This window comes from Paramagnetospirillum sp. (genome assembly GCF_058402745.1).
This window is the reverse complement of the sequence record NZ_JBZVFI010000018.1, coordinates 642824-660024: the sequence shown is the minus strand read 5'-3', so window position 1 is coordinate 660024 and position 17201 is coordinate 642824. Positions and strand designations below refer to the sequence as shown.

General features: G+C 60.2%; 20 protein-coding genes. 10 read left to right on the top strand and 10 right to left on the bottom strand.

Annotated features, from left to right (window positions below; all coding sequences use genetic code 11):
• Positions 1–212: 212 nt before the first annotated feature.
• On the top strand, positions 213–626 hold the full coding sequence (locus tag ACV4UZ_RS19145) for a bacteriohemerythrin (RefSeq protein ID WP_491602371.1): 414 nt from the start codon (positions 213–215) through the stop codon (positions 624–626).
• 164 nt (positions 627–790) lie between these two features.
• Here the strand turns inward: ACV4UZ_RS19145 and ACV4UZ_RS19140 are convergent, their stop codons facing one another.
• Positions 791–1054 (bottom strand): hypothetical protein, encoded by a 264-nt coding sequence (locus ACV4UZ_RS19140; RefSeq protein ID WP_491602370.1) that lies wholly within the window; start codon positions 1052–1054, stop codon positions 791–793.
• Positions 1055–1273: 219 nt separating this feature from the next.
• On the opposite strand from ACV4UZ_RS19140, the gene ACV4UZ_RS19135 reads away from it, so the two are divergent.
• Positions 1274–1477, top strand: coding sequence for a hypothetical protein (locus tag ACV4UZ_RS19135; protein WP_491602369.1), 204 nt, complete (start codon positions 1274–1276; stop codon positions 1475–1477).
• Positions 1478–1494: 17 nt separating this feature from the next.
• Here ACV4UZ_RS19135 and ACV4UZ_RS19130 read toward each other — a convergent pair whose 3' ends face one another.
• The 3 genes from ACV4UZ_RS19130 to ACV4UZ_RS19120 all read right to left on the bottom strand — a co-directional run bounded on the left by ACV4UZ_RS19130 (position 1495) and on the right by ACV4UZ_RS19120 (position 3668).
• The gene (locus ACV4UZ_RS19130; protein WP_491602368.1) at positions 1495–1827 is read right to left on the bottom strand and encodes a hypothetical protein; all 333 of its coding nucleotides are present in this window, start codon (positions 1825–1827) and stop codon (positions 1495–1497) included.
• A 129-nt stretch (positions 1828–1956) separates the two neighbouring features.
• A complete protein-coding gene (locus tag ACV4UZ_RS19125) occupies positions 1957–2775 on the bottom strand; it encodes an AAA family ATPase (RefSeq protein ID WP_491602367.1) in 819 nt (272 codons plus the stop codon).
• Positions 2776–2852: 77 nt separating this feature from the next.
• Positions 2853–3668, bottom strand: a complete 816-nt coding sequence (locus ACV4UZ_RS19120; RefSeq protein ID WP_491602366.1) for a hypothetical protein — start codon at positions 3666–3668, stop codon at positions 2853–2855.
• A 719-nt stretch (positions 3669–4387) separates the two neighbouring features.
• Here ACV4UZ_RS19120 and ACV4UZ_RS19115 point away from each other — a divergent pair.
• On the top strand, positions 4388–4828 hold the full coding sequence (locus ACV4UZ_RS19115; RefSeq protein ID WP_491602365.1) for a DUF6641 family protein: 441 nt from the start codon (positions 4388–4390) through the stop codon (positions 4826–4828).
• Between the two features lie 193 nt (positions 4829–5021).
• Here ACV4UZ_RS19115 and ACV4UZ_RS19110 read toward each other — a convergent pair whose 3' ends face one another.
• The 3 genes from ACV4UZ_RS19110 to ACV4UZ_RS19100 all read right to left on the bottom strand — a co-directional run bounded on the left by ACV4UZ_RS19110 (position 5022) and on the right by ACV4UZ_RS19100 (position 7231).
• Positions 5022–5492, bottom strand: coding sequence for a bacteriohemerythrin (locus tag ACV4UZ_RS19110; RefSeq protein ID WP_491598490.1), 471 nt, complete (start codon positions 5490–5492; stop codon positions 5022–5024).
• Between the two features lie 117 nt (positions 5493–5609).
• Positions 5610–5819 carry a hypothetical protein gene (locus ACV4UZ_RS19105; RefSeq protein ID WP_491598489.1) on the bottom strand — a complete coding sequence of 70 codons (210 nt, stop codon included), beginning with the start codon at positions 5817–5819 and terminating at the stop codon, positions 5610–5612.
• A 95-nt stretch (positions 5820–5914) separates the two neighbouring features.
• Positions 5915–7231 carry a tyrosine-type recombinase/integrase gene (locus ACV4UZ_RS19100; protein WP_491602364.1) on the bottom strand — a complete coding sequence of 439 codons (1317 nt, stop codon included), beginning with the start codon at positions 7229–7231 and terminating at the stop codon, positions 5915–5917.
• 337 nt (positions 7232–7568) lie between these two features.
• On the opposite strand from ACV4UZ_RS19100, the gene ACV4UZ_RS19095 reads away from it, so the two are divergent.
• The 7 genes from ACV4UZ_RS19095 to ACV4UZ_RS19065 all read left to right on the top strand — a co-directional run bounded on the left by ACV4UZ_RS19095 (position 7569) and on the right by ACV4UZ_RS19065 (position 15442).
• Positions 7569–8861, top strand: coding sequence for a tyrosine-type recombinase/integrase (locus tag ACV4UZ_RS19095; protein WP_491602363.1), 1293 nt, complete (start codon positions 7569–7571; stop codon positions 8859–8861).
• Between the two features lie 240 nt (positions 8862–9101).
• On the top strand, positions 9102–9338 hold the full coding sequence (locus ACV4UZ_RS19090; RefSeq protein WP_491602362.1) for a helix-turn-helix transcriptional regulator: 237 nt from the start codon (positions 9102–9104) through the stop codon (positions 9336–9338).
• On the top strand, positions 9338–10162 hold the full coding sequence (locus tag ACV4UZ_RS19085; RefSeq protein WP_491602361.1) for a hypothetical protein: 825 nt from the start codon (positions 9338–9340) through the stop codon (positions 10160–10162). Before ACV4UZ_RS19090 ends, ACV4UZ_RS19085 begins: the two co-directional genes overlap by 1 nt.
• A 123-nt stretch (positions 10163–10285) precedes the next feature.
• Positions 10286–10723: a hypothetical protein gene (locus ACV4UZ_RS19080; protein ID WP_491602360.1), complete on the top strand. Its 438-nt coding sequence runs from the start codon at positions 10286–10288 to the stop codon at positions 10721–10723.
• A 59-nt stretch (positions 10724–10782) separates the two neighbouring features.
• Positions 10783–14622, top strand: a complete 3840-nt coding sequence (locus tag ACV4UZ_RS19075) for a hypothetical protein (RefSeq protein WP_491602359.1) — start codon at positions 10783–10785, stop codon at positions 14620–14622.
• A complete protein-coding gene (locus ACV4UZ_RS19070; protein ID WP_491602358.1) occupies positions 14613–14813 on the top strand; it encodes a hypothetical protein in 201 nt (66 codons plus the stop codon). Before ACV4UZ_RS19075 ends, ACV4UZ_RS19070 begins: the two co-directional genes overlap by 10 nt.
• Before the next feature lie 74 nt (positions 14814–14887).
• Positions 14888–15442: a terminase small subunit gene (locus ACV4UZ_RS19065; protein ID WP_491602357.1), complete on the top strand. Its 555-nt coding sequence runs from the start codon at positions 14888–14890 to the stop codon at positions 15440–15442.
• A 1-nt stretch (position 15443) separates the two neighbouring features.
• On the opposite strand, the gene ACV4UZ_RS19060 is transcribed toward ACV4UZ_RS19065, so the two are convergent.
• The 3 genes from ACV4UZ_RS19060 to ACV4UZ_RS19050 form a co-directional block, all read right to left on the bottom strand.
• The gene (locus ACV4UZ_RS19060; protein ID WP_491602356.1) at positions 15444–16142 is read right to left on the bottom strand and encodes a recombinase family protein; all 699 of its coding nucleotides are present in this window, start codon (positions 16140–16142) and stop codon (positions 15444–15446) included.
• A gap of 105 nt (positions 16143–16247) precedes the next feature.
• Positions 16248–16508 carry a hypothetical protein gene (locus tag ACV4UZ_RS19055; RefSeq protein ID WP_491602355.1) on the bottom strand — a complete coding sequence of 87 codons (261 nt, stop codon included), beginning with the start codon at positions 16506–16508 and terminating at the stop codon, positions 16248–16250.
• 466 nt (positions 16509–16974) lie between these two features.
• The gene (locus tag ACV4UZ_RS19050; RefSeq protein WP_491602354.1) at positions 16975–17187 is read right to left on the bottom strand and encodes a BRO-N domain-containing protein; all 213 of its coding nucleotides are present in this window, start codon (positions 17185–17187) and stop codon (positions 16975–16977) included.
• Positions 17188–17201 lie beyond the last annotated feature (14 nt).

The following is a 17201-nucleotide window of genomic DNA, read 5'->3' as shown; positions in this document are numbered from 1 at the left end:
ACCGCTCCGCTCGATGGCCTGCCAGACGGCAGGTCGGGACGAGGGGATGGTCAGCGGATTAATCGAACAAGGGGATATTCAGCTACAGGTAGGCAGGGCGCTCACGCCGGAACCGGCGCAATTCCACTTCCAACGTCGAAGAGGCAAATTTTGGCAATGCACAGTATGATTGCCTCAATTTTAGCGCTAATAAAGCATGGATATGGTGGCCAATGAAGTTTGAAAGCAAATACAAGGTCGGGGTCAATTGCATTGACAACGATCATATGCGCCTATTTGAGCTATTTTCCGAAATAAAGGAATCTGATAATAATAATGATATTGTTGGCATAGTCGATAGAATTGAGGAGCTGGAGGCTTATACGGAATATCACTTCGCCAGAGAAGAGGCGATTATGATTGCTGGAGAATACAGCAATTACAAGCTACACAAAATGGCGCATGACAATTTCAAAGAGCTAATAAAATGCTTCTCATTTTTATCGCGACAAAATGTTCACTTTGTTAATCCGAGCGCAATTGTAGACAGCATTGAAGCTTGGCTTGTGCAGCATATTATGAAGTCTGACTTTCAATATAAAGAGTGTTTCTTTGAATTTTTTAGATCGGCCGACAAAGAACAGTAGGGGTTAGCATAGGCGGCTTTCTGCTCGCTTGGCAACTTTCTGGCAAGCATAGTCCTCTGACTTGTCGTGTTACAAGACACTCATGGTCGTAGGTTTAACCTACGCATGGCCTGCGCCCACATCGCCAACTTGTCGGGAAACCCGACAAGTTGCGGACAGCATGACTATTCCTCACCAACCTCAAGTGATTTGAGCTTCGTGACGGTATCCACCTGAAGATCACAGATTGCTCTCACTCTTTCGATTGAAACGCGGAATTGTTCATCTGCCCGATCCAGATCGGCAATGGCAGATGGCGTTAGCCGCCCATCAGCTTGAAGGCGATGACGAAGCAAAATTATGTTGCGCCTTGCGGAGGCCAACTGGTTCAGGAGAGTGCTGGCACCTTCGGTGAGCCTCTCAACGGAAACAATCTCCGTGTCGTCCATTTCCTGCTCGCGTCTGATGAACACGATACCAAAGCTATATTCATTCTGTGGACTTATGTATTCAACTCCCAAATGGGACTATGCCCCAATTTTCGGCGTCCCTTTTCGACGATGTCGCTCATCTGTCGGTTTTCCCTACGCCAGCTTCCTGTCGGGAAACCCGACAACTTGCCCATGCCCATAAATAGTGTCGGGAAAACCGACAACAGGGAGACGGCGATGCGAGCGTGGGAATTCATCAGCGAGGAGGCAGCGGCCAACAGCTTCGCGGACAATCTGAAGCGACAGGCCGACGCGAAGGCCGATCAGGCCAAAAAGCTCAAGCAAGCCGCTTCCGTGCAGAAGAAGCGCGAACAAGTTACCAGCGCCAGAGCATCCTTGACGAAGAAGCAGGGCGAATTGAGCAAGATCGCCGCCGCCTGAGCAAAACATAAAAAAAGTTACATTTCATTATGTTTGCCGTTAACCGCTTGATTATCAACGCAGATAATAGCGGTCGGTCCTGCTGCGCTTTTGATCATATAATGTTTTACCTGTTGCGATAACTTTTCATTAGGTAAAGCGATGAAACAGGCCAACGTCACGGCGGCCTTCCATGAACCGTCAGGCGCTCGGTAATTGGGAAGGGTGATTTCGGTCTTGCTGGCATCGGCGCGAACCTGAACGCCGTGGATGACCAAGGACACGCCATCGAGGATCAATTCCACGTCGGCCAGTGCCAACACGCGGCCAGCATGTATGGGAATGACCTGAAGGACGCTGATGGTGGCCATACTGGTTTCCATCGCGGCAGCATAGCATCGGTTCGCTGTAGGTTTAACCTACACACCGCCAAGCCCAAAGAAAACGCCCCCAGGCGGGAGCCTGAGGGCGTGTGTCTGTCGGGAAAACCTACGGAGCATTTATGGCGTTGCAGCCGACGATTGGTTCGTGGCGGTGACCGCTTGCGCAGCAGCGACAGGCGAAATTGCGGAAGCCGAATGTGCCGAAGGAGTTGCGGACGGTGCGCCAGCAATGGGAGCTGCCGCAATAGACGGTGCAACAATGATCGGAGACTGAGGCTGCACAGGTGCAGGGATAGTCCCACTTTGCTGTGCCTTCAGAACAATATCTTCAAGCTCGCGCATGAGCTCACGCAGATCAAAGCAATTGGCCTTCACCACGCGCTCAAGGGCCGTCCGATTGACGTTGGTGACGCCGTACTTCTTGAGGACGCTCTCGGCATAAGGGACGTAATTCATATAATTGACTTGGGTGAAATCGGCCTTGTAGCACCGACTTGCGATGGACGGAGCAACATCGTCGATGTTGTTGGTGATGAAAATTGCCATGCAATTCACGCGGCAGTCGGTCAGAGCTTTATTCAAAATACTGACAGACGCTTTGGTAATAGCCCCGAATTCATCAAAAATGATGAAAACCTTTTTCTTCGAGTTCAGGCCAATCGTCCTCATAAACGACGAGGACATCCGCTTAAGGTTGTGCGCATCGTATTGCGCAGGATTGGCGAGCCTGACCTCCCAGGGATTGACGTCGGGGGCAATGGCCTTCGGCAGAAGGCCTGCCATCGTTGTCTTTCCCGTGCCCTTCGGGCCATACATGATGGTGTGGCCAAACTTCCATCCGCCGACAAATGCTTCACACATGGCCGCAATGCCTGCGTTCGGCATGGGGAGGTCGGACAGGTCGGTAATTGCGTTATCGAGTTCGAACTGAGACATGATTTTTCTCCTATAAATTGGATTGAATTGCGAAGGCGCGGGGAGCGCTACGCACTCCCCTGGCCTCGCGGATTGGCCTACGCAGCTTCGCGGCTCGCGGCGTCGTCGGCAGCAGCGCCACCACCGATCAGGTTGTTCACCGCATCTTCGTAGCTCATTTCCCCTTCTTCGCTTTTGAAGAAGCGCTCCTTGCGATCAACCGCACCTTCACCCATGCAGGAGAACTGGTTCGGGAAAATGCCGTCGGGGTCCGTCAAGCTCTTGGCGTTATCGTTCTCCTTGCCGATGGCGCGAACGATGGACTTGATCTGATCGCTGTTGGGATTTCCGACAGGGCGGTGGACCTTGATGGAGCCGTTCGCCTCAACGGTGCACAGCATCAGATACAGGCCGCTGCCGCTGGCGATGGTGCGAGTAGGCTCAAGCGTGGCGTATTCCCCCTGGCCGTTCAGCTTGGCCAAGCCATCCGCGAACTGCTTGTCCATCGTCGCCTGAGAGACAGACGTCTTGCCACGCCGCACATTTTCCACGCCGCCGTTCTTTTCCAGCCAGCCGACAAATTCAGTGGTCTTGACCTTCTCGGCTTCAGCGATACGGAGAACCTGGCCGTAATTGCTGGCACGCCAGCGAGGTTCTGCGCCAAAGACGATCTTGATCATCTTGATTGCGGCGGGAGTGGAGCGTTCAACGGAAATGCCAAGCTCTTCGGCAACCTGAGTGAGCAGCTTGCGGCCAGATTCCGTGAGGGTGACGGTCGTATACAGGTCGTAGCATTCGGCCAGAATGCCATAGAGACGCTTGTTACTGGCCGCGAGTTCCACGCCCTCCCAGCTCTTGCGGGAAGCGATCAGGGTGTTGCAAGCGGAAGTCAGGGTGAAGATATCGTGAGACATAATTTTTCTCCTATATGGGTCAGGCTGGGTGCCGATCTCGTCGGTCAAAATTCAGCCGTGACGGTGTTCTTATTGATATTGGCTTTACGGGAAGCGCGAACGCCACGTACCCGTAATAGCCAAATATGTGTGCAGATGAGCATCTTCAGGTGGTGTCGATAGGCATAGTTATCCTCCTCTGCGCATTGGCAGTTAAACTCCACAATGGAGTGGCTCTGCGATGTAAAGTTAACAACGATGAATTAGGCGCAAATGTAGTGTGCCATGATATTAAATATCGTGACCGTGCTATTGTGTCTGTATTTTATGGAAGATTTAACTTTGGCCTGAAGGCCGCGGGAGTTGGCGAAAAAAATACTGACCACTTTATGATTGGGTGGTCAGTGTGTTTTGTAAGTGGTTGCGCTTGACTGGTTGGGAGAGTACCAGACCGCCAAAATTTGTCAAGGAGGAATCGAAGAAATAGCATTGACGACACATATATTTTTATGGCAGCCATTTTTACTCCTCCAACGTATTGATTCCGCTGAATATAATTTTCCAGCCCGCAAATTCCTTGCTGAAAAGTTAATGCCAGAGGTTCAATATCGCCCAATTCGCCCCTCTGTCGTGTAACACGACACGGCCTTCTGTAGGTTAAACCTACACCTGCCTTTCGGTTGTCCTCCTCGGCCAGCAGGCCATAGCATGTTCGTTATGTGTTCCTGTTGGAGGATGTGATGATGAGTGCATTGGACAAGCTGAAGCTGAGCGAAAAGACCCGACGCGCCGTTGCGGCAACGCCTGAAGGGCGCTTGCGGCACAAGCTGGTGGAGGCCATCAATCAGCAGATCGCTGCTGCGGAAGCGATGCAGAAGGGCGAGGGCTTTGAAATTCGGCGCAAGCGCTGGACGAAGGACGGCGAGGGCAACAAGACCTTGCAAGACCGACTGGTGAAATTTCGCCCCTGGTATTGGCAGGAGGCCAATGGGGCGTTCATGCTGGAAGTGCGCTACGGCAACAAGATCGTGGAGATCAAGCCGAAGAAGACGGCCATTGAGATCGGCGACGTGGCGGAACTGGTGCCCACGCTGACGCTGGTGCGCGATGCTGTGGTCGCGGGCGAACTGGACAAGCAGTTGTCCGCGATGAAGGGACGCTTCGGCAAGAAGCTCGCTTAAACGCCAAACAGCCCCGTACAAGCGGGGCTGTTTCCATGAGTGCCGCACTGCTGGGCGTTCAAATCGGCGGCGTGTACGGCGCGCAAAGGGCCAAAGCGACGGCGGCCTATATATAAGGTGCGCCTGTCGTGTAACACGACACTCACTCGGCACGGCTCAGGCTCGCGGCAAACCAAGGTGCGGGCGGTAGAACTCAAGCAGAAGTTGGAACCAGTATTAGCCCTTTGCTCGGAGGAACGGCCTCGGCCGCCGCTAAAGCGGCAGCATTTCCTCGGATAGCAACCGCCATCAAAGCATCAAATCCTGTAATATGGTCAGCAAGCCAGGTTACGACACCCTTTATCACATCTTCACCAATGACAGCGTTTTGATCTGAGACGATTTGCTCGCGCAATTTATGGACATGAGCTTCAAAGCCGTCATGGGCGCGCTTATGAGCCTCCATTCCATTATATGCACATGCGGCCATGGCGCGTTCTTCACGGCGAAAATGATGCTCAACGTAATCACACAGGGAATCGATCACGTATATCAGGGTTTTATGCGGAAATTTGTACGCGCCCATAGCGTGAATATCATTGATCCACGCAACGATATTCCTGTGGTCGTCATCGATTGACGGCACACCAACTTCCAGAGCACTTTCCCAATTGATCAGAGCCATTGGCGATGCTCCTGCGTTGCATGCGTGGAAGAGAACCAATTTTTGATAATTCAAATATATGTCATGCCCTGCCTTTGACCAATAGGCCAGCGTTCAACCTGTCGTGTAACACGACAGTCATTCCTTCTGTCCACCCCCTCCGTTTACGTCATTGCCTTTCCCTTTCCTCGATTTATGCGGGAATAGGGCGTGATGAAAAACAAACAAGGCAATGAGTGGGATCAGCATGTAGAGCGCTTTGAAGCGCTGCTCCAGATACTCGTCGAATAGCCAACTTGTGGCGAACATCACCGACAGTGCCAGAACGATAAATCGGACCTTCGTCAATTATGCGCTCCGATGGTATCCTGCCCATCCCATCCTTGCTGCCGATCAGCTTAACATACTGCGCTGAAGGTGCGCGCGTCGTGTAACACGACAGGTCAGGGCTTCTTTTTCGGAGCGCGCTGTCGCTTGACCTTCTTCAATTTCTCCCCATCCAGCGTCAGCCAGTCAATGTCCGTGTTGAATTCGTTGGCCCTGCTCACCGACGTGTCGTGCCCGTAATAAAGGTGGATCATGTCGGGGCTGGTGCCCATGTTGATACCGACCAACCGCTCTGGAACGCCCTCGTTCAGCTTTAGCGTTGCATAGGTATGGCGCAAGCTGTACGGCGTGAAGTGGTCGCCATGCACGTCAGTTTCCATGCCCAGCGCCTTCAACATGGTGTTGAACTGCCGCTTGAACGACGCAACCGCCTCGCCCGTTTCCTGATTTGCCAATACGAAATCCTCTTCGCCATTGAACTTGCTGACATAGCGAAAGCCCGACAGCATCGGCCACACAAAGCTGTCGCAGCGCACTGGCCTCGATCCCGTTTTCGTATTTTTCACGATGGTCAAATAGGCGTGTTCCACGCCCTCAACGACCTTGACGGAAAAGTGCTTCCACTTGATCGGTTGATGCTCTTTCCCTGGTCGAAGCCCCGTGCCGAGAACGAGGTGAATGAACGCGCTGAACACCATCCGCTCGTTGGTCAGCTTTTCCGAGGGATCGTCGGGGAAGCTGTTGCAGTAATCCAAGATGGCCTTGGCCTGCTCCTTCGTGAACGCTGGGCGTCGGTTCAATGTGCCTCTCTCGCCCCGTGTCGTCTTTTGCCCGATGATCGGCATTCGCGAACCATCAAGGTAATCGTTGGCGACGGCAAATTTGAAGATTTGCCGCAGCACGGTGTCTTCCGCGTCGCCCTTGCCCTTGCTCGTGACAGTCTTTTCCCGCGTGTATGATGTGCCGTCGCGCTTGCGGATTGTCTCTTCGCGCTGCTCAGCGCCAGGGCCAGTCTGCCAAAATGCCGCTCGCCAAATCTCGTATTCGCCCAAGGTCTTTTGTGTGATCTGCGTGATCTTGTGCTTGCCGAAATATGGGATGTGGTAGCGCTTCACGATCTTCGTGTAGTCGCTGATCTTGCGAGGCTTGTTGGACGGATCGCGGCCAATCGCAGCAAGCCATAGCTCGGCCACCGATTTGAAGGACTTGGTGTTGGGATCAAGCCCTTGCTCCGTCAGCACCTCGGCCCGCATCTTCTCCTTGCGTGCCCAAGCCAAAGCCTTGTCAAAATTGCGCTCGCCTGTGCTGCGGACAAATGCCTTGCCGTCTTCCTTGACGATCCGCGTCTGCCACAAGGTGCTATTGGGCCGCTGGTAGAGCGCTATCGCCTTGTCATCATAGTAGAAATATTCTGTCTTCTTTTCGCGGGGCATTTCGCACCAAAACAACTAATAATTGCAGCAATTTCATCCGCACTCGCCCTAAGCTTATGTGAAAAGAGTGTGAAATGCAAAAGGCCGCTTTTCAGCGACCCTGCATCATTGATTTTATTGAGGAAAATGGTGCCGGCGAGAGGACTCGAACCCCCGGCCCGCGCATTACGAATAGTCGTATTTGATATAAATCGCCATAACAAAACAGAACGCGAGAATGGCCACAACGCCAGGAAAACCAAGGCTTATTGCGGCAATTGCACATCATAGCGTAACATGCCGGAACGGCCCATAACTGGTCAAATGTGTTACCCCGTCGTTACCCACAAAAATGGTCATGGCCATGCCCAAGATGAAGCTCACCGCCGCCGCTGTTGCCAGGCTTGCGCCCCCAGACGCTGGCCGGATTGACTATTTCGACACCATCCTTCCGGCGTTCGGCCTCCGGGTTTCGCATACCGGAGCCCGGCAGTTCTTCCTGATGATCCGCATAAACGGCCAACTGACCCGCTTGACCATCGGCAGGGCCAAGACCCGTGAGAGCGAGCCCGGCTACACTCTGGCTGAGGCGCGGCTAAAGGCGGGCGAACTTGCCGAGATGGCCCATAGCGGCATTGACCCTCGCCAGGTAAAGGCCAGGGAGCGCCAGGACAACGCGGAGAAAGCTGGCAACACCTTTGCTGTCGTGGGCCAGCGGTTCATGGAACAGTACGTGGAGCCCAAGGGGCTTTCCCCCAGCACTGCCCGCGAGTATAGGCGGGCACTGTTCGGACCCGACACGGCGGCATGGGCGAAACTGCCGGTGGCGTCCATCACCCGCGCGGACGTTCGGGCCGTTATTGACGCCAAGATGCGGGCGGGGAGAGGCGGTGCTGCGAATAACCTTCTCACCCATCTTGGCAAGTTCTTCAACTGGTGCGCCGAGAAAGACGTGATCGACGTTCCGCCAACGGCGCGGATTGCCCCACCAGGGAAGAAGAACGTCGGAGAGCGGACACTTACCCATGCCGAAATTGCCGAAGTCTGGCCCGCCTTCGAGGCAGGGGGCAGCATCTTCTCCGACCTGTTCAGGTTGCTGCTGCTGACCGGCCAACGCCGCGCCGAGGTTGCTGGGATGCGCTGGGCCGAGTTATCCGGGCTGGACGGTGACGCCCCGACCTGGGAGATACCGGGCGCCCGGACCAAGAATGGACGCCCCCATGTGGTCCCCCTGGCTCCGTCTGCCGTCGAAATCATTAAAGGCCGCCCCGAGATCGGGGACGAGGGCTATCTATTCTCACGGTACGGGGGCAGTGCCGCCTCTGGATTTAGCCGCGCCAAGGGCTTGGTTGACGCCAGGATAGCCGAGGGCCGCGACAAGGCCGGACTCCCCCCGATGCCCGAATGGACCCTTCATGATCTGCGCCGGACCATGGTCACGGTCATGAATGAGGACTTAGAAATTTCGCCGCATGTGGTCGAGGCGGTGGTGAACCATGTCTCTGGCGCCTCGAAGGCGGGCGTCGCTGGCGTCTATAACAAGGCCAAGTACCTGCGGGAACGCCAGGCGGCATTGATCGCTTGGGCTGGTTTCGTGGCGAAGCTGCTGGGGGAGAAACGCCCGAGCAACGTCGTTTCCATGACAGGGTAGCCCATCACCACATTTGGCGGGTTCTGGCTCTTGACGCCGCGATATGATGTGTTAGCATCCCAGCCAGCCAGAGCCCGCGTCCTAATTAGGGCGAGACGACTTCAACGCTTTTAAGAGCCGGGTGGCGCCCGGTCCTGGCAAGCAGCCAAAGCGGCGCTCGATCATCCCAACCGCGAACAACGCGGCGATGGTCGAGTGCGCGTGTCCCGCCGCCCTCCATCGTCACGTGATGGAGGCAGCATGATCGACGCAGACAACGCTCTTCTCTCTCAGCCGAAAGTCCTCGCCGTCTTGGGCGTCAGTCACATGACCCTTTGGCGCTGGCGCAAGGAGAACGACTTTCCGGCCCCGACGGTAATCAATGGCCGGAACTACTGGCGGCGCGGCCTGGTGGATGCCTGGATCGACGACCAGCCCGTGGGCGCCGCCCGCAAAGGCCCGACGCCGAGCACCACCTCTGCGCCGGCAGGTGAGTGATGCCCTCGACGATTTCGGACGCCGTCCGGGATGCCCTGGTCGGCGTCGCCATCCCGGACCAGGCCCGAGGCGCAATCCTGGCCTTGTGCGGTGCGCTGGACCTGGCCGAGCGGTACGCCGACCCAGGGCTCAATGACCACACCGGGCGCGACGCCGCCGCCGACCAGTGCGCCCACATCTTCAACGGTATTCTCTCGGCTCCGGTCGGCTGGTGGCTGGCGCATCACAGAGGCTCTGCCCTGAGTGTCGCGGCGGACCTGGACGACCCGGCCTATGGCGAGGCTGGCTCGGCTTGGCTGGAACCCGGCGACGCCCATAGCGACGACATCCGGGCCGGGCTCCTGATCCAGCAAGCCCACTTGGCCGTGAAGCTGCCAGCCTTATTCCAGCCGGGAACATCGGACCTGATAGCCTTTTCCAGCTTGGTCTTTGCGGCCACGGGCTGGGGAGTTGGAGCCCTCGCGCCGCCAGTGACTTCCAAGCGCGGCGGACAAATTCTGGTCCCGCTGATCGGCCCGATTGCTCGGGCGATGTTCTGCGAGGCCGTCGAGTTCCACGGCAACAGGGTGGCGGCGCCAATGAAGGCGATCCAGGCCGGGCACAAAGTGCTGGCGGCCAGTGGGGTTGCCCGGACGACCCGCGCCGAATGGGCTCGGAACTTGGCCCACCCGGCGGCCCTGGAGGCGGCGCGAGAAGCTGGCGCAGCCATCCATGAAGGCCGAGAGCCCACGGGGAATGGGGCGCGTTGGCTCTACAACGCCCGGCGCCTCGGGATCGACCAGCCGGGCTTCCCATGGAAGGCGCTGCTGGATGGCACGGCCTGACGGTTGAATGCCGATTTAACCATAGATTGATGGCCGGGGCGGTGTTGCGCCAGGCTCGGCTTGGACACATGACGCGAGGTGGAAATGTACCCTGACGAGCGCCCCCCTTCTGCGAAGGAAATCTTGCGCACTCCCTTGGCCCGGTGGTTTCGCCATCCGGCCTACCCCGCCCTTGCCGACAGTAAGCTCTACGGGCGCGCGGGCGATGCCATGGTGCTGCCGCCCGAAACCAAACTGGCATTGATCGAGGCGTTTCTGGTGCTCCCCAGCGATGAGCGGCTGACCAACGCCGAGTACAGCCGGTTCCGCTGCATCCTGCCGTTCGTCCGGTGGAACCTGGAGGACGGGGGCACCGTCCTGGCGACACGCGGTTACAACCCAATCCTGCGGCGTAACGCCACGGGCCTGGTGGAGTTCTGCACGCCGCATTGGGTCGTGGGCATCGTGGATGAGGAACATCTGTTCACGTCGCACGAACACCCGACCGAGTTCGCCGCTGTGGTGGCCGAGCTGCAAAACGAGCTGCGCGCGTGGGTCCAGGGCTTGCCCAAGACCGAATAGCGAAAGGGCCGCCCTGGCAGGCGGCCCCCTCTTCCCCCGCGTCCGAACGGGTGTGCTTCATGAGCGACCGAACCCTACCAGAAATCGAGGTCCCAGGCCAGCTTGACGCCGCCGACACTGTAACAGTGCTGCGGGTTCTGCCGGGTCATGCCGCGTCCAAGAGCTTCGCCCCCGATCCATCTGGGAACCGCCTTGCCGTCAAGGCCAGGGATTACGATCTGGGTGCGGTCTTCTTGGCACAGCGCCACCAGGTCATTGGCATCAGCGGCCTGTTCAATCTACTGCGCGCCCTGGAGACGGACGGCGACGGGTTCATCGTCCGGGGGCAGATTGCCGAAGGTCACGGCGAACTGGCACGCCTCAAGGGCTCCGGACGCACGGGGCGCCGTGTGAACCGCCGGACCACCGAGAAGCACGGCGACGCGGGCGACATTGAGGACACTCCCCGCCGGTGGCTCTGCCTGGACATCGACGGCTTGGGGCTTCCGCCGTGGCTTGATGACCTGGCGGCGGACCCCGAGGGCGCGGCCCGCTACGCCCGGAGCCTGCTCCCCGAAGAGTTCCACGCCGCCGCCATGGTGGTGCAGCTCTCGGCGTCCGCTGGCCTGTCCGCGCCGCCGGGATTGTTCAGGGCGCACATGTGGGTGTGGCTGCGTGAGCCCGTCGGCAGCCCGGAAGCCCGTAGGTGGGCTGGTTGGGTCAATCACCGAACCGGGGGGTTCAAGCTTGTCGATCCGGCGGTTTTCACCCCGGTGCAGCCCCACTTTGCCGCGCGCCCCGTGCTGCTGGACGGATTGGCGGACCCGTTCGCAGGTCGGCGTACCTTCATGCTGGCGGGGGAGCACCAGGCCGTAACGCTGCGCCTGCCGTCCGAGGAAGACTTGGCGCTCATGGCCTCCGAGCGCGGCAAGGCGGTGCGGACCATCGCAAAGCGTGCGGGCGTCGGCGCCGGTGAGGTCCAAGTGACCCCTGACGCTGTCCGGGTCGGGAGAGGCTGGGAGGGCTTCCTTCGGGGCATTGGCATCAATGGCAACATCCGCCGCCAGATGCTGGCCGGGGTCGGCGCATGGGTCGCTTCTCACGGCGTTCATATGGACCCGGAGCCATTGCGCCAGGCCGTGCGGCATTGGGTCGAGCGTTCGCCCTTCCTAGACGCTGGTGATGGAACCCGGACCCGCGAAGACGCCCGCGCCTATGTGACCGGCGGGAACCTGGACGGGATGATCCGCGACCTGATCGAGGCAGAGCGCCGCAAGCTGGTGAGGGCGGCCACTGCCCCGGCCCTGCCGACTGCGACGGTCGAGGAGGCGTCGGACCTGGTGGTGGCGGCCCTCGCGGACTTCGGCGCGGATACCGCCGCCAAGCGCGCCGCATGGGACGCCTATTGCATCAATGGCCGCGACGACCACGCGGTGTGGGACGACGACGATGAACGCCCGACCCGTCCGGAAACGGACCAGTCCGCAATAATCGTCGGCACCGGCATCGGCAAGACCGAGGCAATGGTCCGCCGCATCGTTGAGCTGCTGCGGATGGACCCGGACGCCCGCGTCGCCTACTTCGTGCCTGAGCACGGGTTAGCCGCCGGTGTTGAGGAGAGGTTAAACCAGGCTGCGGGAGAGATCGTGGCGACCACTTGGCGCGGCATCTCCCAGCCTGCCCCGAATGGCCAGGGTGAAGCCATGTGCCCGATGCATCAGAGTGTCGAGGCGTTGGAGAAGGCAGGCGGGCGACGCGAGCACCTGTGCGGGTCGCCAAAGCGCGGTCACTGCTCACGGCATCCCGCCGTCGCCGGTGAGGGCGCTTGCGCCTACCAGGTCCAGCTTCGGGCACGCGCACGGCTCTGGATCATGCCCGGCGCCATGCTGTCGGCGGCACCCCCGAAGGCGACGCGGCGCCCACCCCTGGTGATCGAGCGCGACGGCGAGGAAGTCCAAATCCAACCCCGGCATTTCGACCTGGTGGTGATCGACGAGGCGCCCTGGAAGGGACTGGTGGGCGGCTTCGGCGCGTCCCCATACCGAGTGCGCCTAGTTGACCTGGCGCCCGAGGATTGGGAGGTGCCAGCCCGCCGGGGTGAGCCCGACGACAAGGCCACTTCCGAGCTGCGTTCCGTCCTGGAGGGGCTGCGAAAAGTTATCGAAGACGCGGCGGACGGCCCGGTTGACCCTCTGGCAATCCATGAGGCCACTGGCGGAGCCGATGTGCTGCGGAAGGCTTGGGTCTACGCCTGGCGGTGTCACCAGGACGTTGGGAAGTTGGTTGACCCCGACATGAGCCCGGACGAAGTGGTTTCAGCCACAGCCACCGCCAGTACGATCAACGCGAAGGTCCACAAGGTCGCCCGGCTGCTGCTGGTGGCGGCGGACCTGGTGGATGGCCGGACAGGCCCGGCGGCGATAAGGCGCCGTACAAAATCCGGTGCCGTGGCGGTGGAGCTTAAGTGGCGCGAGCCCGTCCATGAGCAATGGCTTCGGGCCGATGTGGCCTATCTGGACGCTGACGGCGACGAGGCCGTGGCGCGCGCCTGGTTGCCCGGCCTAATGGTCAAGGCCGAGGCATTGGCCGCCGCCCCTCACATGAAGGTGGTGCAGGTCACGGACCGGACGTTGGGGAAGTCCGCCGTAGTCGTGAACCCCGAGGCCGCCCCGGAGAAGCAGACGACCCAGCGCAACGCCCAGGCCGAGCTTGGGCGCTTCCTGGAAGTCCTGGCCGCACGCTTCAACGGCAAGGGAGCCTTGCTGCCGGACGGGAGCCGCCCGGACGTTCTGGCGATCATGCCCAAGGGCGCCGAGCACCAGATGGCGGCGTCGGGGTTGATCCCCACCAATGTCGAAACGCTGCATTTCGGCGTCGTCCGTGGTGTGGACCGTTATAAGGGCGTCGCGGCCCTGGTGGTGATCGGACGGCCCGAGGCGGCCCCCGATGACGCCGAAGACCTGGCGGAAATCATCTACGGCGTCCCGGTCAAACGGATTGCAGGCTTTTACCCCAAGACGATGGCCCGGCGGCGGATGGCGGACGGGGCCGAGCGCCTGGCGGAAGTCCATCACCATCCGGACCCAAAAGTCGAAGCCGTCCGCGCGGCCATCGCCAACGCCGAGGTGTCGCAAGCTGTCGGGCGGGGGCGCGGCGTCCGGCGTGGTGCCGAAAACCCGCTGGCGGTGTTCGTCCTGACCGATCTGGTGATCCGCGAACCGGTCGATGACCTGGTGGAGTTCGACGAGCTGATGCGCACGGCTGGCCCCGTCGAGCTGATGATTGCGCGGGGCGTTGTGCCTGTGGACCGCAAGGGGCAGGCGTTGGTGGTGGGTTGGGAGTATCAGGCGTGGCGCGACTGGACCAAAAACCACGCCCAAGCAAGCGCAGACCTTGACCGGTGGTGCGCTGGCGAGTTTGTGGAATTCCCTAATAGTAGCTCTCTATTAGCGTTTTCCACAAAGTCAGCTTTAGGCTTTCTGCCCTTCCAGTATAGGCGCGAGGGGACGCGGCAAGGCGGCGTTGTGCTGGTCAACGCACGCCGTCACCCCGACCCCCGCGCCGCTGCCGAGCAGTGGCTTGGCCAGTTGGACCGCTGGGAGCCCGTGGCCGCGTCGATCCCCAGCGAGACGCCGGAACAGGTCGAGGCGTCGCACCTGGCCGAGCCCCCAACCCCAATCGAAATCGAGGAGGCGCCCATGAGCGGTGAGCCTGAAACCATCACCATGAAAGCATTGGAGCGCGCCATCGGTCGGCAGGCACGGGACTTCCTGCGCCGCCCGACAACGAAGCGCACGTTGGACGGGCTGACCGGGAAGGACCGTGAGCTTGCAAGCGCCAAGCTGCTGCGGCAGGCGTTCCCCGCCGCGTTCCAAGACGCCGTGATCCATCTCACTGGAGGAGCTGCACCATGGGCATGAACGACCAGGCCGTCGTGGCGTATCTGGACGAGGCCGAGGCCATGCTTCTCGAATTGGGCGAGGCGGTGGAGGCCGGGCGCGATGATCTGATACTGGCCCTCGATGAACAGCGCATCGACCTGATCGGCGTGTTGACACTGTGCCGACGCGGCGATGCGGACCCGCTGGCCTGGTTGCGGACGCTGCATTGATTGTCCACCCGTACACAGCCCAACCCCAGACGGGCACTTTTTCACCCCTCTGACCCGAGAAGCCGAGGTTTTGAATGTCCACTCTGACGACCAAACAATCAGCCTTTATCGACGCCGTGATTTCTGGCCAGACCCCGACCGCCGCCGCCCGACAGGCCGGGTTCCAACCGCAAGACCAGGCCCGGCACATCGGATACCGCCTTATGAGGACGCCGAACGTTCTCAACGCCATCCGTGAGCGCCAGCGGGCTATGATTTCGGAGATGGTCCCCCGGTCGCTCCGGGTTCTCGATACGATCATCGCGGACGAAGCTACGCCTCCCGGTGTCCGGGTCCGTGGCGTCCAGCTGGTGTTGCAGGCCGCCGAATTTCTGAATGCGCGGGGCCAGGCCACCAACGATGGCAGCGAAAAGCCCCTGTCCGAAATGAACCTGGCCGAACTTGAGCGCGTCGCCACCGAACAGCGGGACCGCGTGACATCAGCCCTTCGTGCCGTCGAGGACTTACAGCGGGAATGCGCGGCACAGGCGGCCACCATCACCATTGAGCCTGGCCAGGCGCAGATTGAGCACCAGGCCGCCGCCGATCTGGAGGACGACCAGGCTGTCGATCCCGACCCGTGGGATTGAGCTACTTGGTCGGCGTCTCGTAGTCCAACAGGCGCTTAACCTGCCCCGCTGAGAACGCTGTGCCCTTGGCGGTGGTGAACCCTGCCGCCGCCAGCTCCGCCGCGATCTGACGCAGCGACCGCGCCTGGCCAGTCCTGGGCGATTTCCGGGCCAACCGCTTGGCCTCCCGCACCAGGGCGGGGTTTGTGTCGTCATAGCCCTTCCGCCCCTCTGTGCGCTTTCCTGCGGCGCTGGCGCGGCGATCCCGCGCCGCCCTCAGCTTGGCGACTGTCATCGCCTTCTCAAGCTGGGCCATCACGCCCAATATCTGCCGCACGGCTTCCACCATTGGGTCGTCGCTGTCGGTGAAGGCGGCGGGGCTGTCAGCGGCAATGAGTTGCAGCCCCTCGCGCTTGAGCATCTGCAATCCCAGCTCTTGCACCATCAGGTGACGAGCGAAGCGGTTGGCCGTCTCAACGATGATGGTCCCGATCCCGTGCTCCTTGGCGAAGGCCAGCAGCTCAGCGAACCCTGGGCGTTCGTCCAGTGGATCAGCACCGGACACGGCGGCGTCGTAGAACTCCCTGGTGATTTCCAGCCCAACACTGGCGGCATAACGCTGGACGGCAAGACGCTGGCGGGCATCGCTATCCCCGCCCACGTTTGCGGCGCTGGAAGTGCGGAAATAGGCCAGTGCCTTCGTGGTTTCTATCGCGCTCATACTGGCCTCCTGCCTTATGTTGGCCGTGTTTCACGTATCTATTTCTCAGGAATAAGATACAGCCATGCCCCTCTCGCGGTCAAGCTGGTGGGCGTCAGGGAGGCGTTATTCGCCCCTCCACCCCTCTAGATGCACGACCACCGCGACCGGCTGCCGGATGGCCCGACCCAACCACGCCCGCGCTTTCCGGACGGCGGACGCCTCGTCTAGGGCCTGGATCATCTCAACGGCGTCCTCGCTGATGGTGCTGACCATCGCCCACCAGCCGCCGAAGCCATAGGTTTCAAGCGCGTAGGGCAGCCCGGCGCCCTCCATCTCGGCGTTGAACATGGCGGCGGTCGGGGCGGTGTTGTCGTTGGCAAACATGGCGTGGTCCTCCGTATTGTGAGGACACCATGACCAGCACGAATTCGACCGTCCGTGAAGGCTTGATTTTCCGCGATTTTCCGCCGGTTTCGTGGCGCTCAAACCGGACGGAGACGCAACCCCGGAGCACCCAATGCCGCCGCCGACTTGGAGCCCGGCGACTTTGGCCGCCCCGTCCGGTTTCGTCCGCCATGGGTCCGAAAAGTCCGACGCGGATCGGATGGCCTGTTTGTCATTCGGGCAATCAGATGGCAAACACCGCCACCCTGGGGGCACCGTCCGGCCCGGTCCGACCCCGAGGCCCGGCGGCGTCCGGAGCACGGCGCCGACCTGGACCGACGGCCCGCTGCCCACCGCCTTCCACCCCCACCCAGGGCACCATGCTCATGTCGCCCCCGCCCCCTGGGCTAGGCCCGAATTTCGCGCATTTTCCGATGCCGGACGGCTTCCGAAAATTCGGCGGGTTTCAGAAACTCGGGCACCACTTTTTGAACCGCTTGGCCTCGGGCTTGCGGCTGGTTAGGACCAGCGAATAGAGGCCGCTCTCGTTGATGATGGCGCGGCGAGGGGTGCCCGGCGTTCCATCGACAATGTCGATGAAATCCTTTTCGTCATCGTCGAGGATGCGGACTTCCTGCGTCCTGCCAAGCGCATCGGCGATGGGGTGCAGCTTTTGCACCCCACGGCAATGGC

Coding starts and splice junctions, on each gene's coding strand:
- ACV4UZ_RS19145 (WP_491602371.1), top strand. CDS start 213: ATGAAGTTTGAAAGCAAATACAAGGTCGGGGTCAATTGCATTGACAAC.
- ACV4UZ_RS19140 (WP_491602370.1), bottom strand. CDS start 1,054: ATGGACGACACGGAGATTGTTTCCGTTGAGAGGCTCACCGAAGGTGCC.
- ACV4UZ_RS19135 (WP_491602369.1), top strand. CDS start 1,274: ATGCGAGCGTGGGAATTCATCAGCGAGGAGGCAGCGGCCAACAGCTTC.
- ACV4UZ_RS19130 (WP_491602368.1), bottom strand. CDS start 1,827: ATGGCCACCATCAGCGTCCTTCAGGTCATTCCCATACATGCTGGCCGC.
- ACV4UZ_RS19125 (WP_491602367.1), bottom strand. CDS start 2,775: ATGTCTCAGTTCGAACTCGATAACGCAATTACCGACCTGTCCGACCTC.
- ACV4UZ_RS19120 (WP_491602366.1), bottom strand. CDS start 3,668: ATGTCTCACGATATCTTCACCCTGACTTCCGCTTGCAACACCCTGATC.
- ACV4UZ_RS19115 (WP_491602365.1), top strand. CDS start 4,388: ATGATGAGTGCATTGGACAAGCTGAAGCTGAGCGAAAAGACCCGACGC.
- ACV4UZ_RS19110 (WP_491598490.1), bottom strand. CDS start 5,492: ATGGCTCTGATCAATTGGGAAAGTGCTCTGGAAGTTGGTGTGCCGTCA.
- ACV4UZ_RS19100 (WP_491602364.1), bottom strand. CDS start 7,231: ATGCCCCGCGAAAAGAAGACAGAATATTTCTACTATGATGACAAGGCG.
- ACV4UZ_RS19095 (WP_491602363.1), top strand. CDS start 7,569: ATGGCCATGCCCAAGATGAAGCTCACCGCCGCCGCTGTTGCCAGGCTT.
- ACV4UZ_RS19090 (WP_491602362.1), top strand. CDS start 9,102: ATGATCGACGCAGACAACGCTCTTCTCTCTCAGCCGAAAGTCCTCGCC.
- ACV4UZ_RS19085 (WP_491602361.1), top strand. CDS start 9,338: ATGCCCTCGACGATTTCGGACGCCGTCCGGGATGCCCTGGTCGGCGTC.
- ACV4UZ_RS19075 (WP_491602359.1), top strand. CDS start 10,783: ATGAGCGACCGAACCCTACCAGAAATCGAGGTCCCAGGCCAGCTTGAC.
- ACV4UZ_RS19070 (WP_491602358.1), top strand. CDS start 14,613: ATGGGCATGAACGACCAGGCCGTCGTGGCGTATCTGGACGAGGCCGAG.
- ACV4UZ_RS19065 (WP_491602357.1), top strand. CDS start 14,888: ATGTCCACTCTGACGACCAAACAATCAGCCTTTATCGACGCCGTGATT.
- ACV4UZ_RS19060 (WP_491602356.1), bottom strand. CDS start 16,142: ATGAGCGCGATAGAAACCACGAAGGCACTGGCCTATTTCCGCACTTCC.
- ACV4UZ_RS19055 (WP_491602355.1), bottom strand. CDS start 16,508: ATGTTTGCCAACGACAACACCGCCCCGACCGCCGCCATGTTCAACGCC.